This is a genomic window from Butyricicoccus sp. AF35-5AC (assembly GCF_003477715.1).
GTDB classification, from domain to species: Bacteria; Bacillota; Clostridia; order Oscillospirales; family Butyricicoccaceae; genus Agathobaculum; species Agathobaculum butyriciproducens.
Genome location: NZ_QUDX01000002.1, coordinates 236357 through 249513 on the forward strand (window position 1 = coordinate 236357; position 13157 = coordinate 249513).

General features: G+C 53.9%; 13 protein-coding genes. 10 read left to right on the plus strand and 3 right to left on the minus strand.

All coding sequences use genetic code 11. The annotated features are described in order from the left end of the window. Window positions 1–109 precede the first annotated feature (109 nt). The 3 genes from DWZ82_RS04525 to DWZ82_RS04535 are packed head-to-tail and all read left to right on the plus strand — an operon-like array spanning window position 110 to window position 3599. Window positions 110–1651 carry a sulfatase family protein gene (locus DWZ82_RS04525; RefSeq protein WP_118479094.1) on the plus strand — a complete coding sequence of 514 codons (1542 nt, stop codon included), beginning with the start codon at window positions 110–112 and terminating at the stop codon, window positions 1649–1651. A 12-nt stretch (window positions 1652–1663) separates the two neighbouring features. Next, a complete protein-coding gene (locus DWZ82_RS04530) occupies window positions 1664–2452 on the plus strand; it encodes a sulfite exporter TauE/SafE family protein (protein ID WP_118479096.1) in 789 nt (262 codons plus the stop codon). A gap of 19 nt (window positions 2453–2471) precedes the next feature. After that, window positions 2472–3599: an anaerobic sulfatase maturase gene (locus tag DWZ82_RS04535; RefSeq protein WP_118479098.1), complete on the plus strand. Its 1128-nt coding sequence runs from the start codon at window positions 2472–2474 to the stop codon at window positions 3597–3599. A 56-nt stretch (window positions 3600–3655) separates the two neighbouring features. Here DWZ82_RS04535 and sigG read toward each other — a convergent pair whose 3' ends face one another. Beyond that, a complete protein-coding gene (sigG, locus tag DWZ82_RS04540) occupies window positions 3656–4411 on the minus strand; it encodes an RNA polymerase sporulation sigma factor SigG (protein WP_117489602.1) in 756 nt (251 codons plus the stop codon). A 271-nt stretch (window positions 4412–4682) separates the two neighbouring features. Here sigG and pta point away from each other — a divergent pair, with 271 nt between their 5' ends. From pta to DWZ82_RS04555, 3 genes are all read left to right on the plus strand, one after another. Next, window positions 4683–5693, plus strand: a complete 1011-nt coding sequence (pta, locus tag DWZ82_RS04545) for a phosphate acetyltransferase (protein WP_110436271.1) — start codon at window positions 4683–4685, stop codon at window positions 5691–5693. A 97-nt stretch (window positions 5694–5790) separates the two neighbouring features. After that, window positions 5791–6189 (plus strand): hypothetical protein, encoded by a 399-nt coding sequence (locus DWZ82_RS04550; protein ID WP_118753407.1) that lies wholly within the window; start codon window positions 5791–5793, stop codon window positions 6187–6189. A gap of 15 nt (window positions 6190–6204) precedes the next feature. After that, window positions 6205–6603 (plus strand): hypothetical protein, encoded by a 399-nt coding sequence (locus tag DWZ82_RS04555; RefSeq protein WP_118479102.1) that lies wholly within the window; start codon window positions 6205–6207, stop codon window positions 6601–6603. A gap of 168 nt (window positions 6604–6771) precedes the next feature. Here DWZ82_RS04555 and DWZ82_RS04560 read toward each other — a convergent pair whose 3' ends face one another. Continuing rightward, on the minus strand, window positions 6772–7287 hold the full coding sequence (locus tag DWZ82_RS04560; RefSeq protein WP_118479104.1) for an SLOG family protein: 516 nt from the start codon (window positions 7285–7287) through the stop codon (window positions 6772–6774). A 136-nt stretch (window positions 7288–7423) separates the two neighbouring features. Here DWZ82_RS04560 and DWZ82_RS04565 point away from each other — a divergent pair, with 136 nt between their 5' ends. The 3 genes from DWZ82_RS04565 (at window position 7424) to DWZ82_RS04575 (ending at window position 10559) form a co-directional block, all read left to right on the plus strand. Next, complete coding sequence (locus DWZ82_RS04565) at window positions 7424–8272, plus strand: YihY/virulence factor BrkB family protein (RefSeq protein WP_117489614.1); 849 nt, start codon at window positions 7424–7426, stop codon at window positions 8270–8272. Window positions 8273–8327: 55 nt separating this feature from the next. Beyond that, window positions 8328–8954, plus strand: coding sequence for a flavodoxin family protein (locus tag DWZ82_RS04570; protein ID WP_118479106.1), 627 nt, complete (start codon window positions 8328–8330; stop codon window positions 8952–8954). A gap of 237 nt (window positions 8955–9191) precedes the next feature. Continuing rightward, the gene (locus DWZ82_RS04575; RefSeq protein ID WP_118479108.1) at window positions 9192–10559 is read left to right on the plus strand and encodes a citrate/2-methylcitrate synthase; all 1368 of its coding nucleotides are present in this window, start codon (window positions 9192–9194) and stop codon (window positions 10557–10559) included. Window positions 10560–10629: 70 nt separating this feature from the next. Here the strand turns inward: DWZ82_RS04575 and DWZ82_RS04580 are convergent, their stop codons facing one another. Continuing rightward, window positions 10630–11559 (minus strand): sugar phosphate isomerase/epimerase family protein, encoded by a 930-nt coding sequence (locus DWZ82_RS04580; protein WP_118479110.1) that lies wholly within the window; start codon window positions 11557–11559, stop codon window positions 10630–10632. A gap of 416 nt (window positions 11560–11975) precedes the next feature. Here DWZ82_RS04580 and DWZ82_RS04585 point away from each other — a divergent pair, with 416 nt between their 5' ends. Next, on the plus strand, window positions 11976–12989 hold the full coding sequence (locus DWZ82_RS04585) for a sugar ABC transporter substrate-binding protein (protein ID WP_118479112.1): 1014 nt from the start codon (window positions 11976–11978) through the stop codon (window positions 12987–12989). The last annotated feature ends 168 nt before the right edge of the window (window positions 12990–13157 follow it).

Consider the following 13157-nt stretch of genomic DNA (forward strand, 5'->3'; position numbering starts at 1 on the left):
TGTCATAATAAAAACCGATTCACTCAATCTCTCTTCTTTCCCCTTGATATCGTTTTGGTATCAAGGGGAAAACAGTATGAGGGGATATTTCTGAAAAGGAGTGTAAAATATGCCGCGTAATATTCTGTTGTTTATGACTGATCAGCAGCGCACAGATTATGTGGGCTATGCCGCGGACAGCTGCGTTTCCACGCCGAATATCGACTGGATTGCACAGCATGCCCATTTTACTTGCTGCAATACAACCAATCCTATCTGTTCTCCGGCGCGTACCTCGCTTATCACGGGACGATATCCGCGCCAGATTGGCACGCTGACCATGGCAGGTGATCTGTTCCCGCAGATACCGACATTTATGCAGGCCCTGCAGTATGCAGGCTACAAGACCTACGGCATCGGCAAGTTCCATTATAATCAGACCTATCCGTGGTCTACGCCGAGAGGCTGCGGCATGGATCCGGTGGCAGGAGAACCGGACGAGAAGTCTTACGGTTATGATTTCATCTGGGAGACCGCAGGCAAGCAGCAGGTGGTTTCCAACTACTGCTTCTACGGTGATTATCTGGCGAAGAAGGGCATGCTCGAGCAGGTACGAGACTTTTTCTCGCAGAGCGGCGGCAAAAACGGCGATGTAGCGAACCACAACTATGATAAGGCGCTGCCGTGGCCGTTCGATGAGGAGGATTATATTGACGTGGTTACCGGCCGTGTGGCACGCGAGCAGCTTCGCGCGCATCCAGCGGAGCTGCCGTTCTACATGATGGTGTCCTTCTGCGGACCGCACAAGCCGTATGACGCACCGCAGCGGTATCTGGATATGTTTCCGCTTGAGCGGGAGGACGATTTTATCCTGCCGGAAGGACAGATTATTTCGGATGAGGACAAGGAGAGTCTGTATCGTCAGCGCCGTTCTGCAAAGGCGATGATTCGGTTGATCGACGATCAGATAGGTGAAACACTGGATGTGCTGCGAGAGCGAGGCATGCTGGACGATACGCTGATCGTATTTACCTCGGATCATGGTGATATGCTGGGCGATCACTTCATGATTCAGAAAGGTGTGCCGTGGAAGCAGTCGGTTGGTATTCCGCTGGCGGTGCGTCTGCCGGGTGCAGCGCCTGTTGGTGAAAACACCGCACCGGTTGAAATTTCCGACATTGCAGCAACTGCACTCGATTATGCAGGATTGGATACACAGCGGGTGCTCAGCAGAAGCTGGCCGGCGTATAACGATATTATTCCGAGCCGTTCACTGCTGCCGGTGCTGCGTGGGGAACAAGAGCGCGTCCGTGATTTTTGCTTTAGCGAAAGCGACTTTACCGAGGAGCGTATCGACGGCGTTTCCATCACTTCAACACCATATTGGCGCGGTGCAGACGGCTGTCGAAGCAATGCGTGGCAGACCATCATCACCGAGAACAGCAAGTACATCAAATATCTCGGCTATAAGCTGGATGAGATGCCGTACGAGGAATTCTACGACCTGAAACGCGATCCGCAGGAGCGTGAAAACCGCATTGCAGATGAAACTTATCGAGAGCAGATCGAACAGGCGCGCCGTAGGCTGTCGTACATGGTGGATCATTATCCGCCGGCGCAGAAAACGTGGACAACTGCCTGTGCGGCAAATCGTCAGACCGCGAAGTACTAAGGGTGTGATCAGGTGCAGAGTATTTGTTTTCTGGTAGCGTTCGGCGCTTGTATCATCGGTAAAATATGCGGTATGGGCGGAGGCGTGATCATCAAGCCTGCACTGGATGCGCTCGGTATTATGCAGGTGACAGAAATCAATTTTCTGTCTGGGTGTACGGTTCTTGGCATGACGTGCTGGTCGGTTGGTAAATCGATGGTGCAGCACGAGTCGCAGATTGATCTGTCGATTTCAACACCGTTGGCAATCGGTGCGGCTGTTGGCGGTATGGCAGGGAAACAGCTGTTTTCTGCTGTGGCCGGTCTGTTTGCAAATGCGGATACCGCAGGCGGTATACAGGCGGCGCTGCTGTGTACCGCGACGTTTGCCACGCTGCTCTATACCATCCGCAAGGACCGATTAACCATGCTTCAAGTGCGTAATCCGGCGGTCTGCGTGTTGATTGGACTGGGATTGGGCATGCTGGGCACCTTTCTCGGTATTGGCGGCGGACCGTTTAATATGGCGGTGTTGTTCTTCTTTTTCTCTATGCCGACCAAGGTGGCGGCACAGAACAGCCTGTACATCATTCTGATCAGCCAGAGCGTTGGCATCATTACCACGGCGGTGACAGGCAGTATACCGACATTATCTATTATTCTGCTGTGCGGTATGGTGCTGTGCGGCGTACTGGGCAGTGAAGCCGGAGGACGCATCAACAAACGTCTGAGCGACCGGCAGGCAACCCTGCTGTTTGAAGGCTCCATGCTGCTGGTGATGGTGCTCAGCGCGTGCAATATTTATCGTTTTCTGTTAAAATAAAAGCTGAGGAGGGGTGATTATGCCGCCGATCAATATTCTGATCAAGCCTGCATCGTCTGCATGTAACATGGCATGCCAGTATTGCTTTTACAAGGATGTTGCGGCACACCGGGAGCAGGAGTTCGAGGGAATGCTTTCAATCGAATCAATCGAAAAGGTGATACAGGCGGGCATGGAATATGCCGAGCATATCTGCTCCTTTGCATTCCAAGGCGGTGAGCCAACGCTTGCAGGCCTGGACTTTTACCGTCAGGTGGTGGTACTGCAAAAGCAGTATGCCAAACCGGGTGTGGAAATTCGTAATGCCATACAGACCAACGGATACACGATTGATGAGGAATGGGCCGCGTTTTTTGCGGAAAACCATTTTCTGGTGGGATTGTCGCTGGACGGACCGCCAGAGCTGCATAACCGCAATCGCACAGATGTGCAGGGAAAGGATACGTTCAATCGAGTTATGAAATCCGTGCGGCTGCTGAAAAAACACAATGTTGCGTTTAATATTCTGTGTGTCGTAACCGGACAGAATGCACGTTCGGTCGAAAAGTTGTACCGGTTTTATCGTAAACAGAATTTCAGATGGCTGCAGTTTATTCCGTGCATCGATCCGTTTGACCGGGCAGATGGTGAGCCATGCTATACGCTGACCGCAGACGGTTACGGTGATTTCCTTGTACGGCTGTTCGACCTGTGGTTCGACGATCTTCGGCACGGCGAGTATATCAGCATCCGCCATCTGGACAACTGGCTGTCCATCCTTCTGGGGGAGCGGCCGGAAGCCTGTAATATGGCAGGCTGCTGCTCGGTGCAGTTCGTTGTGGAGGGCGACGGCGGTGTGTATCCTTGTGATTTTTATGTGTTGGATGAATGGCGGCTGGGAAACATCGGAGAAACTGGTCTGGCTGATATGCAGAACAGCGAGACTGCAAAAAGATTCGTTCGGCAGTCGCTTGCCGTACCGGAGGAGTGCAAGACCTGTCAGTGGTTCGGTTTGTGCCGCAACGGCTGCCGCCGTGACCGAGATATCCTGCCGAGCGGCGTAATCGGGCAGAATATTTACTGTACGGCATACAAAAAATTCTTCTCAGAGCGATTCCGTCAGCTGGCACAATCGATTGAGTGCATTCAGCGTATGCAGTATAGGTAAAAGGGAAATCCTCATGCCATTTTGATATGCGATCCTCATGTTTTCTGCCACTCCTATTATATAGTAAGAAAAGGACCGGAATCTTCCTTCCTTTTGTTTGGCGTAAGGTGTATTTCGCGTGCCACCTCCATCTGGGTGCGTCCCTCGAAGAACCGCAGCCGGATGATACGGCGCTCGCGGTCATTCAGGCTGCGCATAGCGTCCCGCAGAGCAATACCGGCCAGCCAGTTGTCGTCCGTGTTTTTGGTGTCACCGACCTGATCCATCACGCAGACCGTGTCCGTGCCGTCGTGGAACACCGGCTCGAACAGCGACACCGGGTCGAGTATCGCGTCGAGCGCGAACACGACCTCCTCTTTCGGCACGTCCATCAGCTTGGCCAGTTCCACGATGTCCGGCTCACGCTGGTGCTCGCGGATGAATGCCTCCTTGGCCTGCAGAGCGCGGTACGCCGTGTCGCGCAGGCTGCGCGAGACTCGCATGGCACTGTTGTCGCGCAGGTAGCGGCGGATTTCGCCGATGATCATCGGTACGGCGTAGGTGGAGAAGCGCACGCCGAGTTCGGTATTAAAATTGTCGATGGCTTTCATCAGGCCGATGCACCCGACCTGAAACAGGTCGTCCGGCGATTCGCCGCGCCCCTGAAACCGCTGAACAACGCTGAGCACCAGCCGCAGATTGCCGCGGATCAGCTCATCGCGTGCCTGCTTGTCTCCGGCAGCGGATTTTTTCAAAAGCTCGTCCGTCTTTTTTGCGGAGAGCACCGGCAGTCCCGATGTATTCACACCGCAGATCTCAACTTTTGTCTGCATAAAATTCCCTCCTGTTGGTCGTCACTATGAGGATACTATCTGGATTTTCCCCGCGGTCCCGTTCAAATATACCGACGAAATATTTTGCATGGGCCGGAGATTCGACAAATTTCACGTTCGCCTTGTGATATGGAACCGAGAAAGCGTTTTGCGTCCATCAGAAATTCCCTCTTGTGGGAATAGGGGGAAAGGGTGTATAATAAATTCAAGAGAATGCCTGTTTGCAGCGTCACACTGCACACAGACGATTGAAAACGAAGGAGAATGCAATATGTTTGAAAATCTGATTGCAGCACTCAAGGCTGACAAGCGCAAGATCGTATTCACCGAAGGCCCGGATGCTCGTATCCTCGAAGCGGCTGCACGCCTGAAGAAGGACGGCCTGATGGATTCCATCCTGGTCGGCAATGTTGACGAGGTAAAGGCTGCTGCTGCAAAGGGCGGCTTCGATATCGAGGGCATGGAGATCATCGACCCGGCTACCTACCCGGAGATGGACGCTATGGTAGCTAAGATGGTAGAGCTCCGCAAGGGCAAGATGAGCGAGGAAGACTGCCGCGCTGCACTGTCCAAGGGCAACTACTTCGGCACCATGCTCGTTAAGATGGGCAAGGCTGACGCTCTGCTCGGCGGCGCTACCTACTCCACCGCTGACACCGTTCGTCCGGCTCTGCAGCTGATCAAGACCAAGCCGGGCGCACACCTCGTAAGCTCCTGCTTTATTCTGGTCCGTGAGAAGGACGGCGTAGAAGAGAAGCTGGCTATGGGCGACTGCGCGATCAACATCGACTATCCGGATTCTGTTGATAAGGAAGGCAACGTAACCCTGAAGGGCAGTCAGAAGCTGGCTGAGGTTGCTATCGAAACCGCAAACACCGCAAAGGCTTTCGGCATCGACCCGAAGGTTGCTGTTCTGTCCTTCTCCACCAAGGGCTCCGGCAAGGGCGGTACGGTTGCGCTGTCCCGCGAGGCTACCGAGTACGCTAAGGAGATGAACCCGGAGCTGGCGATCGACGGCGAGCTGCAGTTTGATGCTGCTGTATCTCCGGTCGTTGCTGCTACCAAGTGCAAGGGCTCTCCGGTTGCTGGTCAGGCCAACACCTTTATCTTCCCGTCCATCGAGGCCGGCAACATCGGCTACAAGATCGCTCAGCGTCTGGGCGGCTACGCTGCTTACGGCCCGATCCTGCAGGGTCTGAATGCGCCGATCAACGATCTGTCCCGCGGCTGCAACGCTGACGAGGTTTACCAGATGGCGATCATCACCGCTGGCCTGAAGTAATTTCAGCACACACATAATTGCATAAGTAAGGAATCCGCCGACGTGAAAAGTGAATCGCGTCGGCGGGTTTTGTTTTTTCGGTGGGGAGGGAAAACGAGTGAAACGACGAATCCTGTTTGTTCTGATAGCCGTTGTGGTTTGCGTTGGAGCGGCCATGTGCTTTACATCATATGTGCCGGTGACGGATACAGCAGGAATTGCAGACGTGCTGGTACTCCGTGTTCATGCGGGAGATACGTCTGAGGACATCACAGAACAGGCTGATACGGACGCAATACGCGAACTGTTGCCGCAAATCAGAGCACGCCGCCTGCCGAGTTATCATCGCGCCATCAGCGCAGACTGTTATCAGATTCAGGTGGTATACGGCGGTAAAACAGTATGTTTTAGCCTCGGTGAACCGAGCTATGCGTATGAGGTCACAGAAAGTATGTCACCGTGGGTACATAAGCTGTCCGGCGGCGAGAAACTCCTCGCGCTGCTTGATGAACAATAAAAGGGAGGGGTCGGCATGAAAAAACGAATCGCATTTGTATTGGTAGGCGTGCTGATTTGCGTCGGAGCGGTGATTTGGCTTATTCCGTATGCACCTATGCCGGACATGAACGGCTTCTGGAACGTGCGTATCTGGCGCGTCAATGGCGCGGATATGACCGAACTGACCGAGCAGGTCGATCAAACGGCTCTGCGCGAAGCGCTGACACAGGTGCAGGCCAAACGTGTGCCGCGTTCGCAGAGCAGCTTTTCGATGGATAAGGTCAGCTACGAAATCATCGCGGTGTATAATGACACGCCGACCTTCCTTAATATCGGTGAACTTAATTTTGTGTACAACGGCAACGGCTGGGTGCATGATTTGAAAAACGGCAGTGAGATTCTCACTCAGCTGGATGAAATCTGCAATAATTGAGAATTGAGAATTAACGTAACGGTATAACGTTTTGCATGTCTGCAAATGGTTTAACGTGCATGGCATTACGGCATACCGTCACGCCTATTTTCCGTCCTCGATTCGCTATTTTTAATTATGTAATCGCTGACAGAAAACAAAAAGGACTGACCCACCGGTCAGTCCTTTTCACAGCAGCGACATCTGTCCATCCGCGAGATTTACAATTTTCAGCCCGCTCTGCTCAGCCATATGCACGGTCTGTGCCGTACCGCCCGACCGTCCATCATAGTAACAGATGAGCCTTGACGATGCATCCACCATAAAACGGTTGCGCGCGGCAAAGCATCCGGCGTGATAGCTCCGCGAGAGCGCGTACACCTTATCTGCGGCGAGCAGACAGAGGTTGAACCGGCGTTTCCACTCGAGCGGAAACCGATCGGCCTGTCCGTCGAACGGTACGGCGCACAGCAGCTGCACCGGGAGCGCCGCACGCGCGCGCAGGACGGCCTCAGCGGCCCACAGGTCAAAGCCGGTGGACATGCCGGAGAGAAAACGTGTACAGCCGTCAGCGGCGGCCTCCGCGACCGCAGCATCGAGTGAGGTAAACAACTCGAGCGCAGCGGGACAGTCCTCGTTCCGAAACGGCATTTTTTCAATTCGGTAGCCGGAAAAACAGCAGGTCACCGGACGCAGATCCGCCATGACACATCCTCCAATCAGAACAAATGTTCTATTTTTATCAGTATACAATAGATGAAGCCAAAACGCAAGTTGTAAATTTGATAAAAAGCTGATATGATAAGTACAGCAAAATCTACCGACACAGGGGAGGGACGCAATGAACGGTCAAAACCGATGGCTATATCTGATCAAGCGCATGGTTTACCGCTTTTTTGATGACGGCATTCCGCAGTCTGCGGCAGAGCTTTCGTATTTTCTGCTGTTTTCCATGTTCCCGCTGCTGATGTTCGTCAACTCCATGCTCGCACAGCTTGACCTGTCAATTGAGGGGATGCAGCCGGTGTTGGAAATGCTGCCGAAAAGTCTGCAGCAGCTCATAGGCGGCTATATTCAGCAGCTGACCAGCACGCCGTCGTTCAGTCCGATGATCGTCGGTCTGGGTCTGACGCTGTATTTCCTGTCCCGTGCGGTGCGCTCAATGATGCGCACGGTCAACGATATTTACCACGTTGAAATCTCGCGCGGCATGGTCAAGGACGTGCTCATTTCGTTCGGCATTACGGCGGGCTTTCTTGTTTCGGTTGTGTGCAGCTTTGTGCTTGTCGTCGCCGGACGAACCATCATCCGCGTTGTACCGAAATATCTGTCGGTGCCGCCGGCTGTGATGGACGGACTGCACGATGCCAGCTTCTGGGTGATGATCGCGTTTATTTTCGTGTTCCTCATGCTGTTCAACAAAGTCGTGCCCAATCTGCACCTTAGGTTCCGCGAGGTGTGGCCGGGGGCGCTGTTCTCGCTGGTAGCGTGGATTCTGGTCTCGCTTGGATTTTCGTTCTATGTGGACAATATGGCGCGGTATTCCGTGCTGTACGGCTCTCTGGCGGCGATTATCGTACTGATGCTGTGGCTGTATATCGTCAGCATGATCCTGCTGATGGGTCCGCAGCTGAATCATACGCTGGTGGTCATGCGCCTGTATCGATTGGAAAATCAGAAGCATTTGTGAGTCAAAAACGGTGCGGACGCGCACTGAAAATAGAGAAAACACGGAGGAAAAGGATATGAAAGTTGTAGCAATCAACGGCTCGCCGCGCAAGGGCGGCAACTGTACGCAGATGCTCGAGGTGCTCGGCAAGGTGCTCGAGCAGGAGGGCATCGAGTTTGAGGTATGTCAGCCGGGGGCGAAGGTGCATCCGTGCATGGCGTGCTATCACTGCCTGGACAACGGCACGCTGCGCTGCGTGCAGGACGACGACGGTGTAAATGAAATCATCGCCAAGTGCATTGCGGCGGACGGCATCGTGCTCGCGTCCCCGGTGTACCACGGCGGCATTGCGGGCGGCATGAAGTGTGTGCTCGACCGTCTGATTCTGGCGGCCGGCTGCGGCGATAATCAGCTGAAGCACAAGGTCGGTGCGGCGCTGTGTACGCTGCGCCGTTCGGGCGGCATGGAGACCTACCAGCAGCTGCTCGGTACGATCAACACCATGGAAATGGTTCTCGTCACCTCGGACTACTGGAACGCCGTACACGGCGCAGACAAGGGCGAGGCTGTGCAGGATATCGAGGGCGTTGAAGTTATCGAAAAGCTGGGCCGCAATATCGCATGGATGCTCAAGGTGATCGACAAGGCCGGAATCGAGCCGCCGGAAAGCCGTCCGCGCACGATGATGAACTTTATCCGCTGATCCGTATGGTTATCCGCTAAACAAAAAATGCAGAGTCCGAAAAGGCACAATGAGAAACTCATTGTGCCTTTTTATGCATAAATTTATCAAATTTGTGGGCATATCCGGTGTAACTGCTGAGATATGCGAAAAAATTTACGAATTATTAACGGAACTGTGCAAAAAATGTCATGTAAACGCGAGTGGATTCTGATACAATAAATATATCACACAATATAGTAAAAGGGAGGAATCATCATGACACCGGAACACGATATTTTACAGGTCACGCCGCGCGTGGAAGCGCTGGCGGCGCTCTGCCGCTCGAACAGCCGCATTGATCCGGCACTGTACCTCAAGTACGATGTCAAGCGCGGTCTGCGCGACATCAATGGACAGGGCGTACTGGCCGGTCTGACCAACATTTCGGACATTATCTCCCGCAAGGAGACAGGCGGTGAAATCGTGCCCTGTGAGGGTGAGCTGTACTACCGCGGCATTCGCATTCAGGATCTGGTGCAGGGCTTTATCCGCGACGGCCGCAAGGGGTATGAGGAGGTTGCCTATCTGCTGCTGTTCGGTGAGCTGCCGGATGCCAAGAGTCTGGGCGATTTCAAGGCTCTGCTGGCACAGGGACGCACGCTGCCGACCAATTTCACGCGCGATGTCATTATGAAAGCGCCGACGCATGACATGATGAACAGCCTGTCGCGCAGTGTGCTCACGCTGGCATCCTACGACAGCAACGCGGATGATATCAGCCTGCCGAACGTGCTGCGGCAGTGCCTGATGCTGATTTCGGTCTTTCCGATGCTGGCTGTGTATTCCTATCACGCATACAATCACTATGAGTGCGGCGGCAGCATGTACATTCACTACCCGTCGGACAGTCTGTCTACTGCGTCCAACTTCCTGCGCATGCTGCGCCCGGATATGCAGTACACGCCGCTCGAGGCCAGCGTGCTCGATCTGGCGCTCGTGCTGCACATGGAGCACGGCGGCGGCAACAACTCGTCGTTCACAACACACGTTGTCACGTCCTCCGGCACGGATACCTATTCGGCTATTTCGGCGGCGCTCGGTTCACTGAAAGGCCCGAAGCACGGCGGAGCGAACTACAAGGTCGTGCAGATGTTCGAGGATATGAAGAAAAACGTGTCGGATACCACGGATGAGCAGGCGGTTGCGGATTACCTTGTCAAGCTGCTGCGTCGTGAGGCATTTGATCAGAAGGGACTCATTTACGGCATGGGCCACGCCGTGTACTCGATCTCGGATCCGCGTGCGCAGGTATTTAAATCCTTCGTCGGTCAGCTGGCGCACGAGAAGGGCAGAGACGCGGATTTCGCGCTGTACACCATGGTCGAGGAGGTGACGCCTCGGGTTATCGCGCAGGAACGCCACATCTATAAGGGTGTGTCCGCAAATGTTGATTTTTACTCAGGTTTTGTGTATTCCATGCTGGGTTTGCCGCCGGAATTGTACACGCCGGTGTTCGCGATGGCGCGTATCGTCGGATGGAGCGCGCATCGCCTGGAGGAGCTGATCAACACGGATAAGATCATCCGTCCGGCGTACCGCTGCGTGCAGCCTGCGGAGCCTTACATTGCTCTGAAGGAACGCTAAGACTTAATATAATAAAGAAAGCAGGTGCTGTAAGCGTAAATTACAGCACCTGTTATTATAGATATAAGATTTAATTAATATTGAGTGCTTCGTGCAGCACCTGCAGACTGGCGAGATGGCCGTCGAGCATGGAGAGTGTCAAATCTTCCATTTCAAGGGAAATCTCCTCGTCGTAGCCCGACATGCGGACAACCGAGAAAAACTCCTTCCACCACTTGGCATCGTGTCCCGCGCCGACGGCAACATAGTTCCACGAGCGGCGGGCAAATGCGTCGATCGGCTTGGTATCCAGCATGCCGTTCGGCTGCCAGTAGCGGCGCTCCGGCCGCGAATCCTTGCCGTGAATATGGTAAATCGCGCCGTGCTCACCGAGCACGCGGGCCGCTTCGATCGGATCGCCGCCCATCCAGAACAGGTGGGACGGATCGAGGTTCATGCCGATCATCGGACCGACAGCCTCACGCAGACGGAGCAGCGTTTCCGGGTTGTAAACCAGCTGCATACCGTGGTTTTCGAGTGCAATTCGCTCGATTCCGCAATCCTCCGCCAGCTTAACAAGGTTTTTCCATGCGGGAATCGCAACCTGATTCCACTGGTAATCCAGAATGTCCTGCGTCTCGGGCGGCCACGAGGTCGTGATCCACACCGGCGTTTTATCACCCTCGCAGCCGACCGGCAGACCGCTCATCATAACGATCTTCTTTACTCCGAGCTGATGCGCCAGCTCGAAGGTTTTCTTGGTTACATCCATGTCCTTTTCATACGCGAGCGGGTTGCCCGAGCAGTTGAGCGCGCACAGCTCCAGCCCCTTTTTACGCATGGCGTCATACCATTTTTCACGGGCGGTCTTGTCGCTTACCAGAAGGTCGAGGTCACAGTGCGGCGCGCCTGACCAGTTGCCTGTGCCGATCTCGATGGCTGCGATTTTCTGCTCTACGCAGAAATCGAGCATCTGCTCATAGGGCATATCCAGCGTGCAGGTTTTGATAGCAAGCTTCATTTTCACATTCCTTCTCTCTTGTATGGTGCGGTGACTTTTTATTCGGTGTACTGTAATTTTACCACATTGTAACCTTTTCGTGCAAGACATCTATCCAAAATATGCCCAAATCCGCCTGCGTTTTACCGTGAATTTATGGGAAAATTGCCGTAAAAACTGCAAAAATGCACAATGCACATAACGGGTTTTTCGAACGGCAAAGCGGAAAGCTGTCAATCTGCACAAGGAAGATAGTGTCGAACTAACCACTTCCAACAAAAATGACAAGAAAGGCTTGTCAAACCAGTAAGATTGCATTAAAATATTACCAGAACGTTGGAGCGTTCCTAAGTCCCGCACAAGGCGGGGACCGACAGGCGGAACGGCAGGGCAGAGAAACCCGCCCGCTCCGCACGAAAAAGGAGAGAGGTTTTATCATGAAGAAGAGATTACTTGCTATGCTGATGACCGGTGCTATGGTTGCAAGCCTTGCAGCTTGCGGCGGCGGTTCTTCCACCCCGTCTACGGACGACAAGACCGGCGGCGATAAGGCTGGCACCACTTCCGGCTGCTCTGTTGACGTTATCCTGAAGACGACTGCTTCCGAGTACTGGAGCTACGTTAAGGCTGGCGCTGAGGCTTACTCCAAGGACAACCCGGACGTAAAGGTTGAGGTTAAGGGCGCTACCTCCGAGACCGCTTACGACGAGCAGCAGAATATGATCGAGACCGACCTGAACTCCGGCGCATACGATGCATTCGTTATCGCTCCGCTGCAGGCTGACCTCGTTAAGACCCTGATCGCTGGCCAGACCGCACCGATCGTTGCTGTTGATACCAACATCGACGCACCTGAGGTTCTGTCCTTCGTAGGCACCGGCAACGAGGATGCTGCTGCAATGGGCGGCAAGGCTGCTGTTGAGGCTGCTAAGGCTGCTGGCTGGGATAAGGTTCAGGCAATCGCAATTTCCGGCGTACAGGGCGACGGCACTGCTACCGCACGTCTGACCGGTTATGAGAAGGGCGTTACCGAGGCTGGCGGCGAGTTCCTGAAGGACGAGATCCAGTACGCTGACGCTGTTGCTGATAAGGCTGCTACCTCGATGGAAGCAATCATGCAGAACCATCCGAAAGGCGTCGCTATCATCGTCTGCAACAACGACGATATGGCTATGGCTGCTGCTCGTGCTGCAAAGGGCAACGCTGCTTATGAGAAGACCATCTTCGTTGGTTTCGACGGCATCCAGTCCGCTTGCAACGCTATCCTGTCTGGCGAGGAGACCATGTCCGTTGCTCAGGAAGCATACGACATGGGCTACAAGGCAGTTGAGGCTGCTGTAAAGGCTGTTAACGGTGAGAAGCTGGAGAAGTTCATCGACTCCGGTTGCTCCGTTGTCAACAAGGATAACGCTCAGGAGCGTCTGGATACCCTGAAGGGCTACATCGGCTAAGCAATCCCATCCCACACGCTTGTGGTTTTCCATTAGTTCCAGCATTTAAGTGAACGAGAAGAAACCCCTGCTCGATTTTAATCTCTGCAGGGGTTCTCTTTTCAAACATGCTCCCGCGGACAAGAAATGGTAAAGAGCTTGCACTAGGCAGGCTTTTCCTTAGGGAAC